The sequence below is a fragment of the Streptacidiphilus sp. MAP12-16 genome (genome assembly GCF_041262165.1).
Classification (GTDB): Bacteria; Actinomycetota; Actinomycetes; order Streptomycetales; family Streptomycetaceae; genus Streptacidiphilus.
Window position 1 is genome coordinate 48,449 of the sequence record NZ_JBGCBY010000004.1, and the last position, 22,004, is coordinate 70,452.

Consider the following 22,004-nt stretch of genomic DNA (forward strand, 5'->3'; position numbering starts at 1 on the left):
CCCTGCGCTGGCCCACGATGGTGATCACCTGACCGACCGCCCGTGGGAGGATCTGTGGCCTGGCTGCTGGTGATCATCGCCGGATTCCTGGAGACCGGCTTCGCCGTCTGCCTCAAGCTCAGCGAGGGCTTCACCAGGCTCTGGCCCACCATCGGCTTCGCGCTCTTCGCCATCGGCAGCTTCGGCCTGCTCACCACGGGCCTCAAGAGCCTGGACGTCGGCCCCGCCTACGCCGTGTGGACCGGCATCGGCGCGGCCGGAACCGCGATCTACGGCATGGTCTGGCTCGGCGACCTGGTCTCCGTCCTGAAGATCCTCTCCATCGTGTTCGTGCTGATCGGCGTCGTCGGCCTCCAGCTCAGCGGCTCGTCCCACTAGGAGGGTGCTGGAGATCCGGGCCGGGCTGCACGTGATGGCAGGCCACCATACGGTCACCCGCCGGCGTGGGCTGCGGCTCCTGGCTCGCGCAGCGCTGTGCGGGTGCCGAATCCGGGTCGAGTGCCGCGTACAGCGGGCAGCGCGGGCGGAAGCGGCAGCCGGTGTGCCGCTCGGTCGGACTCGGCGGGTCGCCCGCGAGCATGATCCGCTCGCGGGCCCGCTCGCGCACCGGGTCCGGTAGCGGGACGGCCGAGAGCAGCGCCTGGGTGTAGGGGTGCAGGGGCCGCTCGAAGAGCTCGTCCGCCGGACCCGACTCCAGGGTCCGGCCGAGGTACAGCACGCTGACCCGGTCCGCGATCTGGCGCACCACCGACAGGTCGTGCGAGACGAACAGGTAGGCGAGGCCCAGCTCGGCCTTGAGCCGTTGCAGCAGGTTGAGCACCCCCGCCTGCACCGAGACGTCCAGCGCGGAGACCGGCTCGTCCAGCACCAGCAGCCGGGGCTCGGTCGCCAACGCGCGGGCGATGCCGATGCGCTGGCGCTGTCCGCCGGAGAACTGGTGCGGAAAGCGGGTGGCGTCGGCCGGGTCCAGGCCGACCTGGCGCAGCACCTCCGGGACCCGCGCGGCGATCCGGGACCGCGCCGCGCCCTGGGCCCGCAGCGGCTCGGCGACGATCTCGCCGATCGGCATGCGCGGGTCCAGCGCGGACATGGGGTCCTGGAAGACGATCTGGACCTCGCCGCGCACCCGCTGCGCCCGCGCGCGGCCGAACGTCCCGCTGTCCTGGCCGAACAACTCGATCCGGCCGCCCTCGGGACGGCCCATCCGGAGGATCTCGAACAGTGCCGTGGACTTGCCGGAGCCGGACTCGCCGACCAGGGCGAGCGTCTCGCCGGTGCGGATGTCCAGGTCCAGTCCGTCGACGGCATAGACGCTCCCCACCCTGCGGGCGAAAACCCCGCCCTTGAGCAGTGGGAAGGTCTTCACCAGCCGCTCCACCGCCAGCACCGGATCGCGTTCGGACCGGGGCGCGGGAGCCTGCGCGGGCAGCGGGAGTCCGGACACCGGGAAGACCTCCGCGGGGGCCCGCCCCACCACCAGAGCGGTGCGGTGACAGGCGGCCAGATGCCCTTCCCGGCCCAGCAGTTCGGGCTCGGTCGTACGGCACTCGTCGGCGGCGAGCGGGCAGCGCGGCGCGAAGGGGCAGCCCGGCCCGAGGGCGGCCATCGCCGGGGGCGTCCCGGGTACGGGGACCAGCGGGGCGCGGACGCAGTCCGCCTCCAGCCGGGGGACGGCGCCCAGCAGGCCGAGGGTGTAGGGCATCCGGGGGCGGGCGTAGAGCTCGTCGACGGGCGCGGTCTCGACCACCCGTCCGGCATACATGACCGCGACCCGGTCGGCCATCCCGGCGATCACCCCCAGGTCGTGGCTGACCAGCACGAGCGCGGCGCCGGTCTCCCGCTGCGCGGTCCGCAGTACCTCCAGGACCTGGGCCTGCACCGTGACGTCCAGCGCCGTGGTGGGTTCGTCGGCGAGGATCACCTCCGGGTTGTTGGCGATGGCCATGGCGATGACCGCGCGCTGCCGCATGCCCCCGGAGTACTCGTGCGGGAAGGCGTCCGCGCGGGTGCGCGGATCCGGAATGCCGACCAGGTCGAGCAGTTCGACGGCGCGGTCGCGGGCGGCGGCACGCCCGATGTCCTGGTGGACCAGCAGGGCCTCGGCGATCTGGTCGCCGATACGGTAGACCGGCGTGAGCGCGGACAGCGGGTCCTGGAACACCATCGCGATCCGCCTGCCACGGATCTTGGCGAGCTCCGCCCGTGGCCTGCCCAGCAGTTCGGTGCCGCCGAGCCGGACCGAGCCCCGCGCGCGGGCGGTGGCGGGCAGCAGTCCCAGCACGGCCATCGCGGTGACGGACTTCCCCGATCCCGACTCGCCGACCACTCCCAGCACTTCGCCCCGGCGCACGTCCAGGTCGACGCCCCGGACGGCCGGCACGCCGGTGAAGTCCACGTGCAGGCCCCGGACCTGCAGCAGGGTCTGCTCGGCCGGGTCCTGAGTGGACGACGGTTCGACGGCGGTGCCGGTGCGGCTCATGCTGCGCTCCTGCGGCGGCTGTTGCGGTTGGACCGGCTCTGGCTCCGGCTCCGGCTCTGGCTCCGGCCCGTGCTCCGGCTCGTGCGGAAGGGGAGGCGGAGGCGGCGGGGCTGCTTGGCCCGGTCGGACGTCGGGTCGAGGGCGTCCCGCAGCCCGTCGCCGACCAGGTTCACAGCCAGGACGAAGAGCACCAGCAGGCCGGCCGCGAAGTAGAACATCCAGGGGAAGGTCGGCGCCTCCTCGGTGCCGGCCGCGATCAGCGTGCCCAGCGAGACGTCCGGCGGCTGCACGCCGAAGCCGAAGTAGGAGAGGCTGGTCTCGCTCATCACCGCGCCGCCCACCGCGATGGTGGCGTCGATGATCAGGAACGAGGCGACGTTGGGCAGGATGTGCCGAAGGATGATCCGGTACGGCTTCACTCCCATGAACCGGGCGGCGCGCACGAACTCGTGCTCCTTCAGCGACAGCGTCATCGACCGCACCACCCGCGCGGTGATCATCCAGCCGAACACCGCGAGCAGCAGCACGAAACCGATCCACCCCGAGGAGTGCAGCCGGGGCGAGACGATGGCGATGATCAGGAAGCTGGGGAAGACCAGCATCAGGTCCACCAGGAACATCAGCAGCCGGTCGGTCCAACCGCCGAAGTAGCCCGCGCTCGCGCCGACGAAGGCCGCCATGACGGTGGAGAACAGCGCCACCAGCAGGCCGATCAGCAGCGACTTCTGCAGCCCGCGCAGGGTCTGCGCGTACACGTCCTGGCCGATGTCGTTGGTGCCCCACCAGTGGCTCGCCCCCGGTGGTTCGCGCAGCGCGGTGTAGTCGATGTCGGAGTACTGCCAGTGCGTCAGATACGGGCCGGCGAAGGCCAGGACGAAGAGCAGCAGGATCACCACTCCCCCGGCCAGGGCGAAGCGGTTGGCGGCGAAGCGGCGGAGCACCACCCGGGCTCTGCCGGGCACGGCCAGGTCGACCTGCTCGGCGGCGGCGAGTTCCACGGCGAGGGTCATCGTGCGCTCCGAACGCGGGGGTCGAGGGCGGCGTGCAGCAGGTCGGCGAGGAAGCCGGAGAACAGCACCACCACGGCGGCGAACAGGTTGACCAGGACCACCGAGTTGATGTCCTCGCGGGCGACGGCGCTGATGAACCACTCCCCCATGCCGTGCCATCCGAAGATGGCCTCGGTGAAGGTCGCCCCGGTGAACAGGCCGAGGAAGCCGTAGGCGAAGAAGGTCGACATGGGGATCAGGGCGGTGCGCAGCCCGTGTTTGAGCAGCGCCCTGCGCCGCGACAGCCCCTTGGCCTCGGCGGTGCGCAGGTAGTCGGCGCCCAGCACGTCCAGCATGGTGTTGCGCTGGTAGCGGCTGTAGGAGGCGATGGCGCCGAGCGCGATGGACAGCGTGGGCAGTAGCAGGTGGACGGCCCGGTCCCAGAGTTGGGGCCCCAGCCCGCCGGCCAGTCCCGGGGTGTTCTCCCCGGTGAAACGGATCAGCTGGGTTCCCGCCGCCTGGTTGACCGCGATGGCCCCGTTCTTCAGCAGCAGTGCCACCAGGAACACCGGCGCCGACAGCAGCAGGAAGGAGAACAGAGTCATCACCCGGTCCGAGAACCGGTACTGCCGCACCGCCCCCCAGGCCCCGGCGAGAACGCCGAGCAGGGTTCCCAGCAGGGTGCCGATCAGCAGCAGTCGCAGCGAGACCCCGATCCGGCGTCCGAACTCGGCGTTGACCGAGGTGTCGTCGATGGTGCGACCGAAGTCGCCGTGCAGGAAGGCCCGGTCGGCCCAGTGCCCGAAGCGGTCCAGCAGCGGCTGGTGGTCGTTGATGCCCAGCATGTCGAGCTGGCGCTCGACGGAGGCCGCCGGAGGGCGCGGCTGCTTCCCGTCGAAGTAGGCCCGGGGGTCCAGCGCGGCGGAGGTGAGCCCGTAGGAGAGGAACACCGCGGCGAGCAGCAGGGCCACGTAGTAGCCCAGGCGCTTCGCCAGGTAGCCGAGCATGGTTCCTCCGGTCGTGGCCTGGGTGGGATCCAGTCGAACGTACGGCGTGATCGTCACAGCGGTATGGCGGGAAGACACGCCATCGTGAAGATCGTGTTGCGTACACGTCAGGAGCCTAGCCGTCACTCCTGACGATCCGTAAGGTGCATACCCGAATCACCCTTGACTGCCACCCCGCCGCAGGGTGGCCAGCCCGGCAAACCCTCAACTACCAGCCCGAACCGAGGTTATGACATGAATAGGACAATACGCGTGCTCGCCCTGGGCCTATCCGCGGCCGCACTCCTGCCGGCGGTCACCGGCTGCGGCTCCGGGTCGGGGACGCACGCCGCGCAGTCCGCCGCGCCACCCGTCGGCGCCCAGGGGATCAACCCGCAGCCGGTGTCCGCGCTCAAACAGGGCGGCAGCCTCAGACTCTCCATCACCCAGTGGATCAGCCAGTACAACTACTACGAGACCGACGGCACCAACAGCGACGGCGCCGCGATCCTCTCGCAGGTCGAGCCCGACCTGTTCCTGCTGGACCACCAGGGCGTACCGCACGCCGACCCCAACTTCCTGGTCTCCGCCGCAGTCACCTCCACCAGCCCCCAGGTGGTGACCTACCGGCTCAACCCCAAGGCCAGGTGGTCCGACGGAAAGCCGCTCAGCTACCTGGACTTCAAGCAGCTCTGGCAGGACGACAACGGCTCCAACCCGGCCTACCTGCTGTCGCAGACCACCGGCTACGACCAGATCGGCTCGGTCACCCAGGGCGCGGACGCCACCGAGGTCAAGGTCACCTTCAACAAGCCCTACGCGGACTGGCAGAACCTCTTCACCCCGCTGCTCCCGGCGGACCAGATCGACACCCCCGACAAGTTCAACAAGGGCTGGATCGAGAAGGTCCCGGTCACCAGCGCCGCCTTCAAGATCGGCAGCCAGGACAAGACCACCCAGACCATCACCGTGGTGCCCGACCCCAACTGGTGGGGCCCCAAGCCGAAACTCGACTCGGTGATCTACCGGGTGCTGGACGCCGGCGCGCTCACCGACGCCTTCCTCAACAACGAGATCGACGAGACCTCCGCCCAGAATCCGGCCGACTACCAGCGCCTGGTGAAGTCCTCGGCCACCTCCATCCGTACCGGCTCGCGCTGGGACGAGGTCCACATCACCCTCAACGGCGCCCGCGGCCCGCTGCAGGACCTGGCGGTCCGCCACGCCGTGGAGAAGGCGGTCAACCGTCCCGCCCTGGTCGCCGCCTACGGCAAGGACCTCCCCACCAAGCTCTCGGTGCTCGACAACCACTTCTACATGCCCAACCAGAAGGGCTACCAGGACAACGCCGGCTCCTGGGGCGTGTTCGACCCGGCCGCCGCCAAGCAGCTGCTGGACCAGGCCGGCTGGAAGGACAACGGCGCGGGGCAGCCACGCACCAGGAACGGCCGGACGCTGGAGCTGTCCTACGTGGTCAACGCCGGAGGCTCACAGCAGCTGGTCAACCAGGCCATCCTGGTGCAGTCGATGCTGGGGCAGGTCGGCATCAAGGTGACCATCCAGCAAGTCCCGCAGAACGACTACTTCGAGAAGTACATCAACGTCGGCAACTTCGACCTGACCGCCTTCCGCTTCACCGACGCGATCTTCACCTCCCAGCAGACCCCCAACTTCCAGCAGCCGCAGGGCGCCAACGTCTTCGGCAACTACGGCCGGATCGGCTCCCCGGAGATCGACCGGCTGCTGCTCCAGGCCGGCCAGGCCACCGACCCGCAGCAGGCCGTGTCCCTCTACAACCAGGCGGACGCCAAGATCTGGGAGCTGGGCCACTCCATCGAGCTGTTCCAGCGCCCGCAGATCATCGCCGACCGGGTCGGCCTCGCCAACTGGGGTGCCAGCGGGCTCGCTTCGGTGAACTGGCCTGCAGTCGGCTGGCAGAAGTAGTCAGTTCGGTTCCGGGTCTGAGTCCGGGTCTGAGGATGTCAGGGCTGCGGCGGCGTGTTGGCGTCCCGCAGGGCGCGCATCAGCTCTGCGAGCCGGTGCGCGCGCTCCTCCCCCAGCGGAGCGAGGAAGTGCTCGCGCAGCGCCGCCGTGTGACGGCGCTGCCCCTCCTCGGCGATCCGCCGGCCTTCGGCGGTGAGCGCCACGAAGGTCACCCGGCGGTCGGTGTCGGAGGACTGCCGCTGTACCAGGCCGGCCTGCGCCATCCGGTCCGCCAGCTTGGTGAAGCCGCCGCTGGTGAGCGTCACCTCGTGGGCGAGCTGCGTCATCCGAAGCCGGTGCCCGGGGGTGCGCAGCAGCCTGAGCAGCACCTCGAACCACGGGCCGGGCAGGTCGACCCCGTCCACCGGGCCGACCTGGACCAGCCGTCCGGTCCTGGCGTACGCCTCCACCACCAGACCCCACCAGGTGACCAGCTCCGAGTCCGCCACCCCGCCGTCGCCGCCTTCAGCCATGCCCGCAGCCTATGCCGCGGGCGACCCGCAGCCCGGCGCTCGCCGCCTCCCGCGCCGCCCGGGACCCGGACGGTGCTGGCTCCGCCCCCTCCTGATCGTTACTGTGCAGGGCATGCCCGACTACCACGACGATCTCCGCCTCGCCCACGTCCTCGCCGACCACGCGGACTCGGTCACACTGGACCGCTTCAAGGCGCTCGATCTGAAGATCGACACCAAGCCGGACCTCACCCCGGTCAGCGACGCGGACAAGGCCGTGGAGGACCTGCTGCGCGGCGACCTCCAGCGGGCCAGGCCCCGCGACGCGGTGATGGGCGAGGAGTACGGCAGCACCGGCAACGGACCCCGCCGCTGGGTGATCGACCCCATCGACGGCACCAAGAACTACATCAGGGGCGTCCCGGTCTGGGCCACCCTGATCGCGCTGATGGAACTCGGCCCCGGCGGTGAGCAGCCCGTGGTCGGCCTGGTCTCCGCGCCGGCGCTCAACCGCCGCTGGTGGGCGGCGAAGGGCACCGGCGCCTTCAGCGGCCGCAGCCTCACCAAGGCCGGCCGGATTCACGTCTCGGACGTGGCCCGGATCGAGGACGCCTCCTTCGCCTACTCCTCGCTGACCGGATGGGAGGAGCGGGGACGCCTCGACGCCTTCCTCGACCTCTCCCGCTCCTGCTGGCGCACCCGCGCATACGGCGACTTCTGGCCGTACATGATGGTCGCCGAGGGCTCGGTGGACATCTGCGCCGAACCGGAACTGAGCATCTGGGACATGGCCGCGACCTGCGTGATCGTCGAGGAGGCGGGCGGCCGCTTCACCGGTCTGGACGGCGTCCCCGGCGTCCGCAGCGGCAACGCGGCGGCCTCGAACGGCCTGCTGCACGGGGAACTGCTGGAACGTCTGGGGTAGGGGGGAGGAACCTTCGGCGAGCGGACGGGCGTTCTCCGGGTACGGTTTGAACAGCCCTTTGCCTGCCGCCCGGAGGATTCTCGGTGTCCTGGATCAGCGACCACCTGCTGGCGCTCAACGGCACCCTGGTGCTGCTCGCGGTTTTCCTACTGCCCGCGCTGGAGTCCTCGGTCTTCCTCGGCTTCCTGATCCCCGGCGAGACCGCCGTGGTGATCGGCGGGGTGACCGCCTACAACGGCCGGAACGCCCTGTGGGCGGTCATCGTGGTCGCCATCGCGGGCGCGGTCATCGGCGACAGCATCGGATACGCGGTGGGGCAGCGCTGGGGCGACAGCCTGCTGAAGCGCATCCCGGCGCGGCTGATCAAGCCCGCACAGGTGCGGCAGAGCAAGGACCTGATCGCGCGTCTGGGCGGCCGCGCGGTCTTCGCCGGACGCTTCGCGGCGGCGCTGCGAGCGCTGGTGCCCGGACTGTGCGGCGTCTCCGACATGCGCTACCGCACCTTCGCGGTGTGGAACGTGCTCGGCGGCGTGTTCTGGGCCACCGGCTTCGTGCTGCTCGGGTACTTCGCCGGGGCGGGCTGGCACCAGGTCGAGCACTACGCCAGCCTCGCCAGTTGGATCCTGGTTGGCGTCATCGTCGTGGCGATCGGCGGTCTGCTGTATCTCAAGCACCGCTCGGAGAAGCGCGCCACGGCGCGGTTCGAGGAGGCCGACGCCACCGAGTCCGTCGACGTGTGAGGCGACGCCACATTAGACAGAGTCCAAGTCAATATGTGAACTAATATCGAACTTACTCTGACCTCCTGTTATCCTCGCGGCTATGAATGACCTGCTGGAACGACTCCGGGACCGAGGCTGGCGGCTGACCGCGCAGCGGCGTGTCGTGGCGCAGGTACTGGACGGGGATCATGTCCATTTCACGGCGGACGAGATCCACGCGCGCGCCGTGGAGCTGCTGCCGGAGATCAGCCGGGCAACCGTGTACAACACGCTGGGCGAGCTGGTGAGCCTCGGCGAGGTGCTGGAGGTCAGCACGGACGGGCGCGCCAAGCGCTACGACCCCAACGCGCACCACGCCCACCAGCACCTGGTCTGCTCGTCCTGCGGCGCGATCCGCGACGTCCACCCCGCGGACGACCCGATCGCCGCGCTGCCTGCCGCCGAGCGGTTCGGGTTCACCATCGCTGCGGTCGAGATCACCTACCGCGGCCTCTGCCCGGACTGCGCCGCCGCTCAGCACTGAGGCGCGGAGCCCGGCCTGGATCTTCAGCACCCTGCCAGGTCTAGGCGCTGAGGTCGGCGCGCAGGGCTTCCAGCAGGCGTACGGCACGGTCGGTGACCCCGGCCGGCCCGTACTCACCCGCGAGCTCGCACCACTTCCGCGCCTGCGCGAGGTCCCCACGCCGGGCCGCGACCAGGCCGAGCCGAAGCGCCGCACGCCCGTGTCCGGCGTCCGCCGCACGGGTGTACCAGAGCATCGCCTCCGACTCGCTGCCCTCCCGGGCCAGCAGCAGCCCGAGATTGAACGCCGCGCTGCGGCTGCCGCCCTCCGCCGCCCGGCGGTACCAGTGCTCGGCCGTACCGGTGTCACCGCGCTCGGCGGCGCGAACGCCGACGCGTACCTGGGCGCGGTTGTGGCCGGCCTCGGCCGCCGCCGCGTACCAGCGTTCGACCTCGTCCGCGAAGCGCTCCTCGGCGCCCCGCTCCAGCAGCACGGCCAGGCGGAACGCGCCCTCGGACGAGCCGCGTTCGGCGGCCTGCCGGTAGCGGACCGCGGCCGAGGCGAGGTCGCCGCGGCGCTCCTTGGCGACGGCGAGTTGGAGGGCGGCCTCGGCATGACCCTGGCCGGCCGCACGGGTGTACCACTCCTGGGCGTGGTGCTGCTCGCCGCGTCCCGCGTGCAGGATGCCCAGGTTGAAGGCGGCGTCGACGCTGCCCGCCTCGGCGGCCTTGGAGAACCAGGGCTCGGCACCCGGCGTGTCGCCGCGCTGCAGCAGCATCACCGCAAGGGCGTTGCTCGCATCGCGATGCCCGGCGTAGGCGGCCCGCCGGTACCACTGCTCCGCCTGGGCCTCGCGGCCGTCGGCGGCGCAGAGCAGCCCGAGGTTGAAGGCGCCGTTGTGGTCCCCGGCATCCAACGCGGTGCGGTACCACTGCTCGGCCATCTCGGTCTCGCCCCAGGAGGCGTGCAGCGCGCCGAGCGCGTTGGCGGCGTTCCCGTCGCCCGCGTCCGCGGCCTCGCGCCACCAGTCGGCGGCGCCGACATCGTCGCCGCCGTCGCGCAGCAGGAAGCCCAGGGCGCAGGCCGCGCGGGGCTCGCCCGCCTGCGCGGACTGCCGGTACCAGCGGGCGGCCTCGTCGCGCTCGCCGCGCCGCTCCAACTGGACGCCGAGGCGCAACGCGGCCCGGGCGTGGCCGCGCGCGGCGGCCTGGTGGTACCAGGGCTCCGCACCCTCGCCGTCGCTCGCCGCCTCCCGCAGCCGGCCGAGCCGGTAGGCGGCCTCGCGGTGCCCCGCCTCGGCGGCGGTGCGGAACCAGCGCTCGGCGCGAGCGTCGCGGCGGTGCTCCAGCAGGTCGGCGAGGGCGTAGGCGCCGCCGGTGTGGCCCTGTTCGGCGGCCTGGTGCAGCCAGTACTCGGACCCCGGCTCGTCGCCGTGGTCGCGCAGGTGCAGACCGAGAGCGTGGGCGGCCGGGGCGCTCCCGGCGACCGCCGCGGCGCGCCACCAGCCGGCCGCCTCGTCGCGGTGGCCGCGCTGGTGCAGCAGGACGCCGAGGTTGTTGGCCGCGGCGCGCAGCCCGGAGGCGGCGGCGCGGCGGAGGTAGGGCTCCGCGTCGTCCAGGTCACCACGGCGGAGCAGCAGCGCACCGAGCAGGCTGCCGGCGGCCGGGTCCTCCTCGGCGGCGAGGCGGTAGCGCGCTTCGAGGGCGGCCTGCTCCTGGGCCTCCAGCGCGGATTCGAAGGTACGGAAGGGCGACTCCTCGCCCTCTCCCTCGACGACCTCGTCGTCCTCGACGGCCTCGTCATTCCCGACGACGTCAGCATTCCCGACGACTTCATCGTCCGGTTCCAGGTCGGGTCCGCGCTCGGGTCGCTGCTCGGAGACGCGTTGCAGCGGCAGACGTCCCAACTGCGGGTCGTCCCGATCGACGCCCGCCCCTCCTCCAGCGACTACCGACATGTCGACTCCTGCGTCCGCCGGATATCTGGGCATCCCAGGCACGCATCGGAGCTCACGGCCGTTATCCGGCCTCGCACCGTCCCCCATGGGGTTCATCGTCGCACCACCCGCAACCCGCGTACACCTGGTATACCCCAGCTGGCGAGGTTACTTCAGCGCTTTGTCGATTTCGCGACACATCAACCTCGCAAAGCGGCTGCCGGGGCTCGTTGCTGACGCCGCCACAGCGGTATCTCCCTCTCCTTGAGCCCCAGTCTCCCCGTCCCGGGCGTTGTTAGACACAGCGTCAGATTCCGCACCGGAACGGACGATTGAAGCGAAAAGCCGATCACCCTACCAGTCGCCCGGCCGGGGGCGGACCCACGAAGAGCACCGTATGCCCTTGTTTCGCCACAGCCGATCACCCACACGAGTGAGACCGACGTCACACCTGAGCGTCACACCCGGCGCGTCGCACCCCGCGCTACCGCCGCAGGCAACGCGAAGGGCCCGGTGCCAGTGCACCGGGCCCTTCGACCTGAAGTAGCGGGGACAGGATTTGAACCTGCGACCTCTGGGTTATGAGCCCAGCGAGCTACCGAGCTGCTCCACCCCGCGTCGTTGTGTCCTCACCATAGATCACCTGCGATGACCAGCGCAAATCGGCCGAGAGGGCCCGAGCAACGCAGGCTGGGGAAACACAGGCAGGGGAATCGCAGAAGGCCCGATGCTGATGCACCGGGCCTTCCGACAATGAGTAGCGGGGACAGGATTTGAACCTGCGACCTCTGGGTTATGAGCCCAGCGAGCTACCGAGCTGCTCCACCCCGCGTCGTTGTGTCTCCACGATAGCACGGGCTGACCAGGGCAAATACCGGCAGCTCAGGGACCCTTCGCGGCCGCCTTCTCGGCGGCGACGGCCGCGTTGAGCGCCGCCCCGAGCCGGGCCTGGGCCTGGCCGTACGCCGCGAAGTCGCCCTTCCTGAGCGCCGCCTGGCTGTCCTGGTACGCCTGCTGGGCGTCCTGGAGGTCCTTCGCCACCGTGGCGTTGGCCGGAGGCGGCGCGGCCCCGGCCGTCGGCGGGGTGGTCGGCGGCGCCGCGACCGGAGACGTCGCCGGCGCGGTGCCCAGCACCGAGGCGAGTGCCGTCGGCAGGTCCGGCGCCAACACGGTCTTGTTGCCGTACACCGCGAGCACCTTCTGCAGCAGCGGGTAGTTCACCCCGGCTCCACGCACGTACACCGGTTCGACGTACAGCAGGCCGCCGCCGACCGGGAGCGTCAGCAGGTTGCCGTACTCGACCGTCGAGTCGCCGCTCTTCTGCAGTAGGGAGATCTGCGGCGCGACCGTGGGGTCGGAGTTGAACTTCGCCTGCACCTGCACCGGGCCGAGCGTGTTGGTGGAGGTCGGCACCTTGAGGATGCGGATCGTGCCGTACCCGGGCCCCGGATCCGAGTCCACCGCCATGAACGCGGCCAGGTTGTCGCGCTGGTTCGGGACGAAGGTCGTGGTCAGCGAGAAGGCGGCGGCCTTCTGGTCCGGCATCCGCAGGGAGAGGTAGTACGGGGGCTGCGACTTGCCGGTCCTGCTGGTCGGGTCGGTGGGGATCTGCCAGACGTCGCTCCCGTTGTAGAAGATCGCCGGGTCGGTGACGTGATACCGCGTCAGCAGCTCCCGCTGGACCTTGAAGAGGTCCTGCGGATACCGCAGATGGGACTTCAGATCGGCGCTGATCCCCGCGTAGGGCTGGACCGTCCCGGGGAACGCCTTCATCCAGGTCCTCAGCACCGGGTCCTTGGTGTCCCACTGGTACAGGGTGACCGCTCCGCTGTAGGCGTCGACGGTGGCCTTCACCGAGTTGCGGACGTAGTTGACCTCGTTGGCCGGGGCGACCGTGGAGCGGCTGTCGCTGGTCAGCGAGTCGGTGGTGGCGTCGCCCAGGGTGGTCCGGGAGGCGTAGGGGTACCCGTCGCTGGTCGTGTAGCCGTCGAGCACCCACTCCACGTGCCCGCCCACCACGACCGGATAGGGATCCCCGTCGATGCTGAGCCACGGCGCCACCGCCTGCACCCGCTGCTGCGGGGTCCGGTCGTAGAGGATCCGCGAGCCGGTGGAGATCGCCCCGGAGTAGAGCAGCTGCGGCTCGCCGAACTTCACCGCGTACGCGAGCCGGGTCAGCGGATCGCCCAGGCTCACCCCGCTGTTGCCCTGGTAGGTGTAGGTCTTGTCCTTTCCCGCCGACTCGTCGCTGTAGTCGATCTCCTGGTTGGTCCCGCCGACCACCGAGTAGGTCGTGGTGCCCTCGCCGTAGTAGATCCGCGGCTGGTAGGGCTGCAGCGCGCCCTGCGGCGGCAGGTTGTACTCGGTGAAGACGGGCTTGCCGGTCGGGTCGACGGCGTTGCCCTGCGCGGCGACCACACCGTAGCCGTGGGTGTACTGGAAGTGGTCGTTGATCCAGTTGTTCTGCGGCACCCCGGCGAGATTCAGCTCGCGCAGGGCGAGCACCGTGTCCTGGGTACCGCCCGCGGTCCCGGCGGCCGGGTAGCGGTCGACGTCAAGCGTGGTCGGGAAGCTGTAGTAGCCGCGCTGCTGCTGCAACTGCTCGAACGTCGGTGAGACGACGTTGGGGTCGAGCAGCCGGATGTCGGCCAGGGTCGTCGAGTCCTGGGCCAGCACGGCGCTGTCGGGCGTCGAGTTGGACGCGTAGTCGGCCGCCTGCGTCCCGGCGATGCCGTACGCGGCGCGGGTGGCGCTGATGTTCCGCTGGATGTACGGCTCCTCCTTCGCCTTCTCGTTCGGCTTGACCTCGAACTGCTGCACTATCGCCGGGTAGACCGCGCCGATCAGGATCGACGACAGGGCCATCAGGCCGAGGCCGATCATCGGCAGGGCCCAGGTCCGGCGCAGCGGCGTGACCAGGAAAAGCAGCGCGCAGATCGCCGCCACGCAGAACAGGATGGTCTTCGCGGGCAGCACCGCGTTGGCGTCGACATACCGCAGCCCGGTCCAGCCGTCCGCCGCCTTGAAGCTGCTGGACTTCATCGCCAGCGCGTAGCGGTCCAGCCAGTAGGCCACCGCCTTCAGGGCGACGAACAGCCCGAGCAGGACCGCGAGGTGGCCCTGGGCGGCGTACGAGAAGCGCCGTCCGGTGCCCTGCGTCCGGATGCCGCCGTAGAGGTAGTGCACCAGTGCCGAGGCGGCCAGGGCGGCGACCACGGCGATGAAGCCGAAGTCGACCAGGAAGCGGTACCAGGGCAGGTCGAAGGCGTAGAAGGAGACGTCGAGGTGGAACTGCGGGTCGACGGTGCCGAAGCTGGTGCCGTTGATCCAGGCGAGCCAGGTCTGCCAGGCGCTGCTGGCCGTGGCCCCGGCGACCAGGCCGGGGATCAGGGCGACCGCGGCGAGCGTGCGGCCTCGGTGCCGGGCGACGGCGTCCCGGTAGCGCTCGAGGCTCTGCTGCTCCTCGGACATGGCGCTGAGCGGGGAGCGGAGCCGGTGGGCGAGCCAGGCGTTGAAGCCGACCACCAGGGTCATCAGCAGCCCGAAGACGGCGAACAGGGTGACCCGGGTCCACAGCCGGGTGCTGTAGACGCTGGAGTAGCCGACCGAGCGGTACCAGAGCCACCCGGTCCAGAGGCCGGAGCAGAACACCAGGAGGACGATCAGCACCACGAGTACGGCTGCGGCCCGGAGCAGCGTCCGCCGTCGCCCACGGCCGGGCAGGCCCACGCGTCGCCGCGGGCGGGACGGTCTGGAGCCGCCACGATCCGGCATCTGGAATACCAACGCGCGCACCTCGAGAGACTGGATTCCTCCGGCGGGGCGCCGAGAGCGACGTCCCCCCGGTGCAACTTAATCCGCCCTTATCTGAGTTCCCGGCGCGCGCTCCCACTGCGTGCCGGTCGGTGCGCGGTCGTCGGTGCGCGGTCGTCGTGGTACGTCGTCGTCGGTACGTCGTCGTCGGTACGTTGTCGTCGGTACGGCGTCACGTCGTCGGGGCGCGACATGTGAGGATGGATGCCATGTCCGAACCGCTCCAGGAGGCCCTTCCTCCCGCCGCCCGCCCGATCACCCGTGCCGTACTCGAGATCGACGAGTACGCCGCCGGCCTCGGCTGGGACCAGCCCGCACGACTGTTCGCCCTGGTGGACACGGCAGCGCTGCTGAAGAACGAGCCCGCCATGGCCCGCCAGCTGGGCCTCACCGCGCCCGATCCGAGCAGCGGCCCAGACGTCCAGCTCACACCGATCGAGCAGGACGAGATCCCCAAGGGCACCCCCTTGGACACCTTCCTCGGGACCATCGCCTGGCCTGACGCGGTCACCGGCTGCGCGCTCGTCGTCGAGCGGCTGATCCTGCCGCCGACCGCCGAGAGCAGGGTCCCCGAGGGCGCCTCGGAGAAGGAGCTCGCCGCCTGGGTGGCCAGGCACCCGGAGCGGCAGGAGGTGCGGATGACGGTGGCCGTGCTGCGGGACGGCACCCGGGAGACGGCGCTGCGGCTGCGCGAGAAGGACTCCCCCCGCGAGGTACTGACCGGCCCGGCGCTGGTGCCGGGCCTGGCCGAGGCGCTGCTCACCACCTTCGCCTGACGCAGCCGCGTCCGCTCCGGCGCTGCTCCGCCGCAGCTCGCCCGCTGCAGCAGCTCACCTGCTGCGGTGGCTCACCCGCTGCGGTGGCTCACCTACTGCGGTGGCTTACGGCCTGGGGAGCGACAGCGCTCAGGCGCCCACCGCCCGGCACCTCCGCTTGCCGCGTTGCCAGCCCTGACATCAGTGGCTGGCGCCGCGGGCCCAGTAGCTCCGCTACCGGGGCGCCACGGCGCCTTGCCGTCCAAGGCCACGCGGCGGAGCCGCACAGTGTCACTGCGACGGCGCGCTGACCTGAGCCCTATCGCCCCCGGATCGTTACCTGCTGCAGGCGGGCAGCGCCGACGTGTCGCCCGAGCGGATGTCGCCGAGCGCGGCCAGCGCTCCGGCTATCGTCTTCACCTGGATCAGCCGCAGGCCCGCCGGAGTGTTGGCGGCGGCCTCGGAGCAGTTGTCGGACGGGGTGAAGAAGTACTGCGCCCCCGCCTTGCGCGCCGCGATGATCTTCATGGAGATGCCGCCGATCGGGCCGACGTTGCCGCTGTCGTCGATGGTGCCGGTGCCGGCGACGAACTTTCCACCCGTCAGGTTCGTGGACTGCAGCATGTCGACGATGCCCAGCGAGAACATCAGCCCGGCGCTGGGTCCACCCACATCACCCAGGTTGATGTCGATTCCGAACGGGAAGGTGTGCTCGGTTCCGGGCTGGATGCCGACCATGGCCTTGCCGGTGTCGGGGTTCTTGACCGTGGCGATGGTGACCTGGTGCTGGTCGCTCGCGGCCTTGCCCTGCGGGACGACCGTGAACACCACGTTCTGCCCGGGCTGGTGCTTGGTCACCAGCGCCCCCACCTGAGCCGGTTCGCTGACCTTGGTGCCGTCCACCGCCACGACCACGTCACCGGCGTGGACCTTGCCCACCGAAGGGCCGCCCTCGACCACCGCGGCCACGATGACCTCGCTGCCCACCGGAATGCCGAGCTGCTTCAGCGCAGCCGCCTTTGCACTGTCCTGGGAGGCCGAGAACTCCTCGGCGTTCTGCTGCTCGGCCTGCTTCTCGGTCTGGTTGTCCGGATAGAGGTTGCTGTGCGGGATCACCGCGACGTCGCTCTTCAGCCAGCCGGTCACCGCCTCGATCAGGTTCAGCCGGTAGTCGGCGCTGGTGACCTCGACCGTGGTCATGTTGAGGTTCCCGGTCACCTGGTAGGTCCGATGGCCGCTGATGCTGATCACCGGCTTGCCGTTCTGGCTGCCCAGGGTGTTGTACGTGGGTCCCGGACTCATCTCCGAGTAGGGAACCTTGATCAGCAGGGCGGCGCAGAACAGCGCTATGAGCAGCAGCGTGGAGGCGAGCATCGTCGCGGAGCGGCGTGGCATGGCACGACAGTACGGGACGGGATCCGTCACGCGCCCGCCGGGCCGTCAGGGCTTGGGCGGCTCGCTGCTGCGCTCCATCGCCTCGCGGAAGCGTCTGTGTCCGGCCAGTGAGTCGCTGTCACCGGTCGTGCGGGTCCGCGCGGACCAGGTCGCCCAGCAGGCGGCGAGGATCCCGGCGACCAGCGGGATGATCCACCAGGCGAGCACCGCCATGTCGTACTCCCAGCTCATCGTGCCTAAGAGCAGACTATCCGCTCATCATGACAACGATCACAGAGCTGTTCGGGTCACGCTCGGGCGGGGACCGGAACCAGCGGGGTCCGCGACTGGGCCGAGCAGGTGACGGCCACTCAGCCGGCAGCGCTGCCGAAGGCTCGGGCGAGCGGCTCCGACGGAGGGCTCCGGCGGGCGGCTCAGCAGGCGGCGACCCACTCCTCGGTACCGTCGGCGAAGCGCTGGTGCTTCCAGATCGGCACGGTGTGCTTGAGGTCGTCGATGAGCCGGCGGCAGGCCGCGAAGGCCTCACCCCGGTGCGCGCAGGAGACGGCGACGATCACTGCCTTGTCGCTGACCTGGAGCTCGCCTATACGGTGCACCGCGGCCAGCGCGACGACCGGGAAGTCCGCGGCGACCTTCTCGGCCACGCGGCGCAGCTCCTGCTCGGCGCTCGGGTGGGCGCTGTACTCCAGGGCGGTGACGCCCTTGCCGCCGTCGTGGTCCCGCACGGTGCCGACGAAGACGACCGTCCCTCCCGCGTAGGTGTCGCCGACAGCGGCGTACACCTCGTCCAGCGAGAGCGGGGTCTCGCGCAGGGCGAGCAGGCGGATCGGGTCGGCGGCATCCTTCATGAGGACCATCATGACCGACTCCTCCGCCCCTCCGGCAAGAGGTTCCGTATCGCGGACGTCACATTCCGTCCCTCACCGGATCCCGCTGTCCAACACCCGATCCCGCACCACTAGATCCGCCGTCGCTTGCGGGCCCGGCGCACCAGCGCCGCGGTGCCGACCAGCGCGACGGTCGCGCCGGCCGCGCCGAGAGTGGTCGCGGCGTCCTTGCCACCGAGTCGGCGACCGGCCACGGCGTGATTGCCCGAGACCTGCGCGAGCAGCTCGCCCAGCACCTCCTCGTTGGTGTGGCCGGGACGCCAGCCGGCCTCGTGCAGCCGGCTGCCGGACACCACCCACGGGTACATGGTGTACGCCAGGTCGCCGGCGGGAGCCGGGGTCAGCCCCAGCCGGTGCAGCCGGGCGGCGGTGCCGAGGGCGAGCGAGGCGGGCAGCTCCATCCGGCGGATGCCGGTGATCTCCTCGACCTCCTCCTGCTCCAGCCACCCGTCGCAGCCGACCGTGACCTCGCCCTCGACCAGGCCGAGCGCCGCGTACTCCAGCGCTGCGGCCAGGTCGTCGACGTGGCAGAACTGCCAGCAGGGACGGGAGCCCGCCACCACCAGCAGCCGGGGCGCCTCGAAGTGGCGGGTGAGCACGGTGTCCACACCGGGGCCCACCACGACCGCGGGGCGCAGCACGGTGACCGAGAGCCCGGGGTGCACGTGCGGCGCGCGCCGTCCGAGCCGCTCGATCTCCAGGAGGTCGCCCACCAGGGACGCCTCCTCGATCGCCCGCAGCGGAGCGTCCTCGGCCAGCGGCACCTCGTTGTCGTCGAGCGCGCCGTAGACCATCGCGGAGGTGCACAGCACCACTCGGTGCACCCCGGCCGCCGCGGCGGCGGTGAGCACGGTCTGCGTCCCGCGCACGTTGTAGGCGCTGCGGATCCTCGGGTCGGTGGCCATGCCCAGGTCCAGGGCCAGGTGGACGACCACGTCGACCCCGGCCAGGCGCTCGGCCACGGCCGGGTCGCGCACGTCGAGAACCCGCCACTGCACGCCGGGCACGTCACCCCGGCGCTCGTCGATCGCGAGCACCCGGCGCACGTGCGGCGACACCGCCAGCCGCGCGGCGAGCCGCTCGCCGACCCCGGAGGCGGCCCCGGTGACGGCGACGACCAGCGGCGGTCCGGAGTACTCCGGACCGGCCTGCTCGGAGTCCTCGGAGCCGGGGACGGCCTCCTCCGCGCCCTCCGGACCGCACAGCTCGGCGGTCAGCCCAGAGCGAACGTGCGAAGGTGGGGAACTCACCGGCTCTCCTTCACGGTTAATTTTGATGCGTACGTTTGATGCGTACGTACGTGTCACGTATCGACCATCCTGCCCGAGGCGAAGGTGTGGCGGTGCACCCGGCACGGGCGGTGCCCGGCGGCAGCCGGAAACCACTCGTCCTGTTGTACCGGCTGCGGCCTCTGGCGCACCCTCCCCCGCCGCTCGGAGCGACGGCCGACGAGATATCGAGGCAACTCGTGAGCGACATCCCCTTCGGCTTCGGTAAGCCGGCTGAGGAACCCGAGGACGGCAAGGAGGGCGGCGAGGCCGGGGCGGGCAAGAGCGGGTCCGGTTCGGGCGAGGGCGGCTCGGGCGGCGGCGGTCCTGCCAATCCCTTCGGCTTCGGTTTCGGTGGCCTGCCCGGCGGCCCCGGCGGCTCCGGCAATCCATTGGAGAGTCTCTTCGGAGCGATGAACCCGGGCGACCTGGGAGCGGCCTTCCAGCAGCTCGGCCAGATGCTGTCGTTCGACGGCGGCCCGGTGAACTGGGACCTGGCCAAGGACCTGGCCCGGCAGGCCGTGGTCCAGGGGGCCGAGGACGGCTCGAAGGACCGTTCGGTAGGTGAGTCGGAGCGGAGCGCGGTCGCCGAGGCGATCCGGCTCGCGGACCTCTGGCTGGATTCCGCCACCTCGCTGGCGGTCGGCGCCGGCACTGCCGTCGCCTGGAGCCGCGCCGAGTGGATCGAGGCCACGCTGCCCGCGTGGAAGGAACTGGTCGACCCGGTCGCCGAGCGGGTGGCCAACGCGATGGGCGGGGTCGTCCCCGAGGAGATGCAGGCCATGGCCGGCCCGCTGCTCGGGGTGATGCGCAGCATGGGCGGCGCGATGTTCGGCTCCCAGATCGGGCAGGCGCTCGGCGCGCTGGCCGCCGAGGTGGTCGGCTCGACCGACGTCGGTCTGCCGCTCGGCCCCGCGGGCAAGGCGGCGCTGCTGCCGCAGAACATCGAGGCCTTCGGCGAGGGCCTGTCCGTTCCCTCCGACGAGGTCCGGCTCTACCTCGCCCTGCGTGAGGCGGCCCACCAGCGGCTGTTCGCCCATGTGCCGTGGCTTCGGCAGCACCTCTTCGGCGCGGTCGAGGCGTACGCCCGGGGCATCAACGTCGACGCGAGCCGGCTGGAGGACCTGGTCGGGCAGATCGACCCGAGCAACCCCGAGGCCATCCAGGAGGCGATGGCCGGCGGGCTGTTCCAGCCCGAGGACACTCCCGAGCAGAAGGCGGCACTGGCCCGGCTGGAAACCGCGCTGGCACTGGTCGAGGGCTGGGTGGACGCGGTGGTGCACGCCGCCGCGGCCCCGCACCTGCCGCACGCCGCCGCGCTGCGCGAGACCCTGCGGCGGCGCCGCGCGACCGGCGGGCCCGCCGAGCAGACCTTCGCCACGCTGGTGGGGCTGGAGCTGCGCCCGCGCCGCCTGCGCGACGCCTCGCGGCTGTGGGCGCTGCTGGGCGACGCGCGCGGCGCGGACGGCCGGGACGCCCTGTGGGAGCACCCCGACATGCTCCCCACCGCCAAGGACCTGGACGACCCGGACGGCTTTGTCCACCGCGAGGAGCCGACCGGCGAGAACGTGATCGACTTCGCCAAGCTGGACGAGATGCTCGGCAAGGCGGCCGAGGCCGACACTCCCAAGCCCGCGGAGGGCACGGACGGCACGGACGGCACGACCGAGGGCGAGGGCAAGGCGTGACCGACCGGCTCCACAAGGACGCCGTCCGCGCGCTCAGGTCCTGGAATGCGCCGGATCTGGATCAGGACCTGCTGCGCCGCGACTACCTGGACCACCTGCGGACGCGCGAGGACGGCGTGTGGCGCTCCTGTCGCCCGGCGCACATCACCGCCAGCGCGCTGGTGGTGGACGTCGAGCGCGGGCGGGTGCTGCTGACGCTGCATCCCAAAGTGGGCCGCTGGCTGCAGCTCGGCGGCCACTGTGAGCCGGAGGACTCGACGCTCGCCGCGGCCGCGCTGCGCGAGGCGGTCGAGGAGTCCGGCATCGAGGCCGGTCTCGCCCTCTTCCCCGCGGACGACCCGGCCCCGGTGAGGCTCGACCGGCACGCCGTCCGCTGCGCCGGCAAGGACCAGCCAGAGAACACGCATCTGGACGTCCAGTACCTGGTGGTGGCCCCGGCCGGTGCGCGGGAGCAGATCAGCGAGGAGTCACTCGACCTGCGCTGGTTTGGCTTCGATGCGCTTCCGGAGCTCACTGACGGCTCCGTCCGCGAGCTCGTCGCCCGAGCCCAGAAGCTGCTGGGCTAGGCGTCGCCGGACTGGTCGCCGGGCGCGTCGCCGCAGCTTCCGCAGCTGCCGCAGCCCTCCAGGCTGTCGGGCCGCGCCTCGCCGCGCGGCCCCGGAAGGTGCGGCAGCCGGGCCGCCGCGACGACCCCCTCGAGGTACCCGCGCGCGCGCTCGGTGCGCGGGTACGCCTCGAGCAGTGCCCAGAAACGTGGCCCGTGGTCAGCCACCAGGAGATGGGCCAGCTCGTGCAGCAGTACGTAGTCGACGACGTACTCGGGCATGCCCTGGAGCCGGTGGGACAGCCGGATGGTGCCCTCCATCGGAGTGCAGGAGCCCCAGCGGGTGTTCTGGTTGGTGACCCAGCGGACGCTGACCGGGACCGCCCGGCCCGCCAGGTAGCGGGTGGAGAGGTCCGCTGCCCGGGCCACCAGGGCGTCGTCGCCGAGGACCTGGCGACTCTCCTGGGCCGCGAGCCGGTCGAGCATCTGCGCGACCCAGCGCTTCTCCTCGGCGGCGGACATCTTGGCCGGGATCAGCACCACCGTCCGGTCCCCCTCGCGGTACGCGGAGACGGTACGGCTGCGCCGGGCACTGCGGCGCACTTCGACGGCCTGCGCCGCGGAGTCGTCCTCGGAACCAGCCGGAACGCGCCGACGCGGCACAGGTGGACGTGAATCCT

At 71.3% G+C, this 22,004-nt stretch carries 19 protein-coding genes and 2 tRNA genes; 8 read left to right on the forward strand and 13 right to left on the reverse strand.

What is annotated here, in order from left to right:
* Window positions 1-54: 54 nt before the first annotated feature.
* Window positions 55-378, forward strand: coding sequence for a multidrug efflux SMR transporter (locus ABIA33_RS05950; RefSeq protein ID WP_370078378.1), 324 nt, complete (start codon window positions 55-57; stop codon window positions 376-378).
* Here ABIA33_RS05950 and ABIA33_RS05955 read toward each other — a convergent pair.
* The 3 genes from ABIA33_RS05955 to ABIA33_RS05965 are packed head-to-tail and all read right to left on the reverse strand — an operon-like array spanning window position 359 to window position 4,475.
* Window positions 359-2,479: a dipeptide ABC transporter ATP-binding protein gene (locus tag ABIA33_RS05955; protein WP_370077864.1), complete on the reverse strand. Its 2,121-nt coding sequence runs from the start codon at window positions 2,477-2,479 to the stop codon at window positions 359-361. The genes ABIA33_RS05950 and ABIA33_RS05955 overlap by 20 nt on opposite strands.
* Complete coding sequence (locus ABIA33_RS05960) at window positions 2,476-3,489, reverse strand: ABC transporter permease (protein WP_370077866.1); 1,014 nt, start codon at window positions 3,487-3,489, stop codon at window positions 2,476-2,478. Before ABIA33_RS05960 ends, ABIA33_RS05955 begins: the two co-directional genes overlap by 4 nt.
* The gene (locus ABIA33_RS05965) at window positions 3,486-4,475 is read right to left on the reverse strand and encodes an ABC transporter permease (protein ID WP_370078380.1); all 990 of its coding nucleotides are present in this window, start codon (window positions 4,473-4,475) and stop codon (window positions 3,486-3,488) included. The genes ABIA33_RS05960 and ABIA33_RS05965 overlap by 4 nt, the downstream gene beginning before the upstream one ends.
* 234 nt (window positions 4,476-4,709) lie before the next feature.
* Between ABIA33_RS05965 and ABIA33_RS05970 the strand changes: the two genes are divergently transcribed.
* Complete coding sequence (locus ABIA33_RS05970; protein WP_370077868.1) at window positions 4,710-6,398, forward strand: ABC transporter family substrate-binding protein; 1,689 nt, start codon at window positions 4,710-4,712, stop codon at window positions 6,396-6,398.
* Between the two features lie 38 nt (window positions 6,399-6,436).
* Here the strand turns inward: ABIA33_RS05970 and ABIA33_RS05975 are convergent, their stop codons facing one another.
* On the reverse strand, window positions 6,437-6,910 hold the full coding sequence (locus ABIA33_RS05975) for a MarR family winged helix-turn-helix transcriptional regulator (protein WP_370077870.1): 474 nt from the start codon (window positions 6,908-6,910) through the stop codon (window positions 6,437-6,439).
* Between the two features lie 112 nt (window positions 6,911-7,022).
* Here ABIA33_RS05975 and hisN point away from each other — a divergent pair, with 112 nt between their 5' ends.
* From hisN to ABIA33_RS05990, 3 genes are all read left to right on the forward strand, one after another.
* Complete coding sequence (hisN, locus tag ABIA33_RS05980; RefSeq protein WP_370077872.1) at window positions 7,023-7,814, forward strand: histidinol-phosphatase; 792 nt, start codon at window positions 7,023-7,025, stop codon at window positions 7,812-7,814.
* 83 nt (window positions 7,815-7,897) lie between these two features.
* Entirely contained in the window at window positions 7,898-8,554 is a 657-nt protein-coding gene (locus ABIA33_RS05985) for a DedA family protein (RefSeq protein WP_370077874.1), read from the forward strand.
* A gap of 82 nt (window positions 8,555-8,636) precedes the next feature.
* Entirely contained in the window at window positions 8,637-9,059 is a 423-nt protein-coding gene (locus ABIA33_RS05990) for a Fur family transcriptional regulator (protein ID WP_370077876.1), read from the forward strand.
* A 40-nt stretch (window positions 9,060-9,099) separates the two neighbouring features.
* Here the strand turns inward: ABIA33_RS05990 and ABIA33_RS05995 are convergent, their stop codons facing one another.
* The 4 genes from ABIA33_RS05995 to ABIA33_RS06010 form a co-directional block, all read right to left on the reverse strand.
* On the reverse strand, window positions 9,100-10,995 hold the full coding sequence (locus ABIA33_RS05995; protein ID WP_370077878.1) for a tetratricopeptide repeat protein: 1,896 nt from the start codon (window positions 10,993-10,995) through the stop codon (window positions 9,100-9,102).
* Window positions 10,996-11,518: 523 nt separating this feature from the next.
* Window positions 11,519-11,592, reverse strand: a tRNA-Met gene (locus tag ABIA33_RS06000).
* Window positions 11,593-11,732: 140 nt separating this feature from the next.
* A tRNA-Met gene (locus ABIA33_RS06005) sits at window positions 11,733-11,806 on the reverse strand.
* Between the two features lie 50 nt (window positions 11,807-11,856).
* Window positions 11,857-14,748, reverse strand: coding sequence for a UPF0182 family protein (locus ABIA33_RS06010; RefSeq protein ID WP_370078383.1), 2,892 nt, complete (start codon window positions 14,746-14,748; stop codon window positions 11,857-11,859).
* Between the two features lie 248 nt (window positions 14,749-14,996).
* Between ABIA33_RS06010 and ABIA33_RS06015 the strand changes: the two genes are divergently transcribed.
* Window positions 14,997-15,563 carry a PPA1309 family protein gene (locus ABIA33_RS06015; RefSeq protein ID WP_370077880.1) on the forward strand — a complete coding sequence of 189 codons (567 nt, stop codon included), beginning with the start codon at window positions 14,997-14,999 and terminating at the stop codon, window positions 15,561-15,563.
* A 315-nt stretch (window positions 15,564-15,878) separates the two neighbouring features.
* On the opposite strand, the gene ABIA33_RS06020 is transcribed toward ABIA33_RS06015, so the two are convergent.
* The 4 genes from ABIA33_RS06020 to ABIA33_RS06035 form a co-directional block, all read right to left on the reverse strand.
* Window positions 15,879-16,937 carry a PDZ domain-containing protein gene (locus tag ABIA33_RS06020; RefSeq protein ID WP_370077882.1) on the reverse strand — a complete coding sequence of 353 codons (1,059 nt, stop codon included), beginning with the start codon at window positions 16,935-16,937 and terminating at the stop codon, window positions 15,879-15,881.
* 45 nt (window positions 16,938-16,982) lie between these two features.
* Window positions 16,983-17,168: a hypothetical protein gene (locus tag ABIA33_RS06025; protein WP_370077884.1), complete on the reverse strand. Its 186-nt coding sequence runs from the start codon at window positions 17,166-17,168 to the stop codon at window positions 16,983-16,985.
* A gap of 182 nt (window positions 17,169-17,350) precedes the next feature.
* The gene (locus tag ABIA33_RS06030) at window positions 17,351-17,797 is read right to left on the reverse strand and encodes a molybdenum cofactor biosynthesis protein MoaE (protein WP_370077886.1); all 447 of its coding nucleotides are present in this window, start codon (window positions 17,795-17,797) and stop codon (window positions 17,351-17,353) included.
* Between the two features lie 98 nt (window positions 17,798-17,895).
* Window positions 17,896-19,074, reverse strand: a complete 1,179-nt coding sequence (locus tag ABIA33_RS06035; RefSeq protein WP_370077888.1) for an NAD-dependent epimerase/dehydratase family protein — start codon at window positions 19,072-19,074, stop codon at window positions 17,896-17,898.
* Between the two features lie 218 nt (window positions 19,075-19,292).
* Here ABIA33_RS06035 and ABIA33_RS06040 point away from each other — a divergent pair, with 218 nt between their 5' ends.
* Complete coding sequence (locus tag ABIA33_RS06040) at window positions 19,293-20,780, forward strand: zinc-dependent metalloprotease (protein ID WP_370077890.1); 1,488 nt, start codon at window positions 19,293-19,295, stop codon at window positions 20,778-20,780.
* Window positions 20,777-21,346: an NUDIX hydrolase gene (locus ABIA33_RS06045; RefSeq protein ID WP_370077892.1), complete on the forward strand. Its 570-nt coding sequence runs from the start codon at window positions 20,777-20,779 to the stop codon at window positions 21,344-21,346. The genes ABIA33_RS06040 and ABIA33_RS06045 overlap by 4 nt, the downstream gene beginning before the upstream one ends.
* On the opposite strand, the gene ABIA33_RS06050 is transcribed toward ABIA33_RS06045, so the two are convergent.
* Entirely contained in the window at window positions 21,343-21,987 is a 645-nt protein-coding gene (locus tag ABIA33_RS06050) for a SprT-like domain-containing protein (protein ID WP_370077894.1), read from the reverse strand. The two genes, ABIA33_RS06045 and ABIA33_RS06050, sit on opposite strands and share 4 nt — an antisense overlap.
* Window positions 21,988-22,004: the final 17 nt, after the last annotated feature.

Coding starts and splice junctions, on each gene's coding strand:
- ABIA33_RS05990 (WP_370077876.1), top strand. CDS start 8,637: ATGAATGACCTGCTGGAACGACTCCGGGACCGAGGCTGGCGGCTGACC.
- ABIA33_RS06025 (WP_370077884.1), bottom strand. CDS start 17,168: ATGAGCTGGGAGTACGACATGGCGGTGCTCGCCTGGTGGATCATCCCG.
- ABIA33_RS05970 (WP_370077868.1), top strand. CDS start 4,710: ATGAATAGGACAATACGCGTGCTCGCCCTGGGCCTATCCGCGGCCGCA.
- ABIA33_RS05995 (WP_370077878.1), bottom strand. CDS start 10,995: ATGTCGGTAGTCGCTGGAGGAGGGGCGGGCGTCGATCGGGACGACCCG.
- ABIA33_RS06015 (WP_370077880.1), top strand. CDS start 14,997: ATGTCCGAACCGCTCCAGGAGGCCCTTCCTCCCGCCGCCCGCCCGATC.
- hisN (WP_370077872.1), top strand. CDS start 7,023: ATGCCCGACTACCACGACGATCTCCGCCTCGCCCACGTCCTCGCCGAC.
- ABIA33_RS05975 (WP_370077870.1), bottom strand. CDS start 6,910: ATGGCTGAAGGCGGCGACGGCGGGGTGGCGGACTCGGAGCTGGTCACC.
- ABIA33_RS06020 (WP_370077882.1), bottom strand. CDS start 16,937: ATGCCACGCCGCTCCGCGACGATGCTCGCCTCCACGCTGCTGCTCATA.
- ABIA33_RS05965 (WP_370078380.1), bottom strand. CDS start 4,475: ATGCTCGGCTACCTGGCGAAGCGCCTGGGCTACTACGTGGCCCTGCTG.
- ABIA33_RS05955 (WP_370077864.1), bottom strand. CDS start 2,479: ATGAGCCGCACCGGCACCGCCGTCGAACCGTCGTCCACTCAGGACCCG.
- ABIA33_RS06010 (WP_370078383.1), bottom strand. CDS start 14,748: ATGCCGGATCGTGGCGGCTCCAGACCGTCCCGCCCGCGGCGACGCGTG.
- ABIA33_RS05960 (WP_370077866.1), bottom strand. CDS start 3,489: ATGACCCTCGCCGTGGAACTCGCCGCCGCCGAGCAGGTCGACCTGGCC.
- ABIA33_RS06030 (WP_370077886.1), bottom strand. CDS start 17,797: ATGATGGTCCTCATGAAGGATGCCGCCGACCCGATCCGCCTGCTCGCC.